Below are 1,633 nucleotides of genomic sequence, written 5' to 3' on the forward strand. Positions count from 1 at the left end.
AAAAGAGGCGACATCTATCCTGACACAGCGGGTGTTTTGCCACATAAGGGAAGAGCCTGTTGCGTTATTGCCTGAATCAGGCGTCCTGGTTCCGGGCTGCAGCTTGAATATCCGGGTCAGATTTCAGTCTGTCGCTAAGGTATTCGTAAATGGGGACATCTCTTGATAGCAGTGGCAGAACAAAGTCCTTGTCGTTTTTAAGGGACTCAGGAGCAAAGTCCATGACCTTAGGGTTTTCCTTAATGAGTATTCTCAAGAGGGTTTTATTGTTTTTTACTGTCTGCCCGGCATAGTGAAAGGCATCAAAATGTCTTCTGGTAGCCGCCACAACTACATCAGGGTCATTTTTGAGATCCGTACCGGCATACTTTAGTGCACAGCCATCACTTTTAATGGCAAGCATTACCAGCACTTTATCTTTTTTGAAACGATCGCTGGCATATTTTAATAACAGCCCTTGCTGTCCTATTGCAGATTTGGCCATTTCAATATCATCCTTGAATTCGTCGGAAATATATCTGAATATGTGTGGGTTTTGTTGCACCAGGAAAAGCACCAGATCCCTATCGTGATCTATATCAAAGTCCTCACGCAAGAGTAGAATAAAAATCTTTGGAGAATGGGTTTCAATGGCCATGTGAGCTAGCAGTTCTTTTGTCATTCTTGCAGCATAATTTGACTGAAGGTGTTCGGTAGCAGCAGTCAATATTTGACGAAGATCTGAACCTCTGGCCGAGCCTTGGGTTGTCTCAAGAAAATCATCAGCTTGTTGGACCATTCCATGGAATAACCTGTATTCGCCGTCCAGAAAATCAAGGAACGCAAAATCATAGAAATATGAGGGTATATTGCGGCTTTTGATGACATCCAATACCAGGCAATGTTTGAATATCCAGCTATTTACGGCGTCGTTCAACCCGTTTTGGCACTTTTTAACCAGGGTTTCAAAATACCACTTATCAGTATTGTTTCCGCGATTAAAATTGTTGATTGATATATCCATCGAGGGCAGTCCTCTCAGGACAGTTATCAATTTCACAAAGCCCATCTGTAATTGTAAGGTGGTATCAACCTGAGTGTATTCTATGGTCATTTTCCCCGCGTTTTGATTGAAACTGATCGACATTGGCCGTGAACTTCTATCAATCGATGCACAACGGAGTGTCTGGACCAAAAACCAGAAGCGTTTCAATTTGCCCTGTAAGTGTTTGTTTTCCTCGTCTTGGGAAAAATGATCAGAGATGTCGAGCCGAAGTGTACGGCCCTTGCCTCCCTCGGCCTGTTCCAGCATTGCTATGGTGCAGACGTGCACTCCGAGGTTTGCATTAATAAAAGCGGCATCCACCATATTAAGCATGCGTAGCTTTACTATGCCAAGTTTTCTCAGTACACAGATGCAATTGTCGTTTAATAGTCCGGCAACTCCTTGTGGGAGTAAATCAATCAGTGTTCTATTTGCTGTGATTTTGGTAATTTGTCCCTGCCCTGATGCTTCTGCGACCGGGGCGAGAGCGCTCACAAATCGCTGATGAAGCCAGTAAATCAGGTCGTGGGCAGAACAAATATTGCGAACAGCTATGGGCTGGGTCAGTTTTTGCAATTTATCCAGCAAGGTCTGGCAATCTCTCAGCCA

General features: G+C 44.1%; 1 protein-coding gene. It reads right to left on the reverse strand.

Annotation, left to right across the window (positions count from 1 at the left end; translation table 11 throughout):
• Positions 1 to 76: 76 nt before the first annotated feature.
• The coding region (locus KDK18_RS00485; protein ID WP_257252416.1) for a DUF4116 domain-containing protein at positions 77 to 1,633 on the reverse strand (1,557 nt) is incomplete at its 5' end.

It is taken from the genome of Endozoicomonas sp. SESOKO3 (assembly GCF_024606255.1).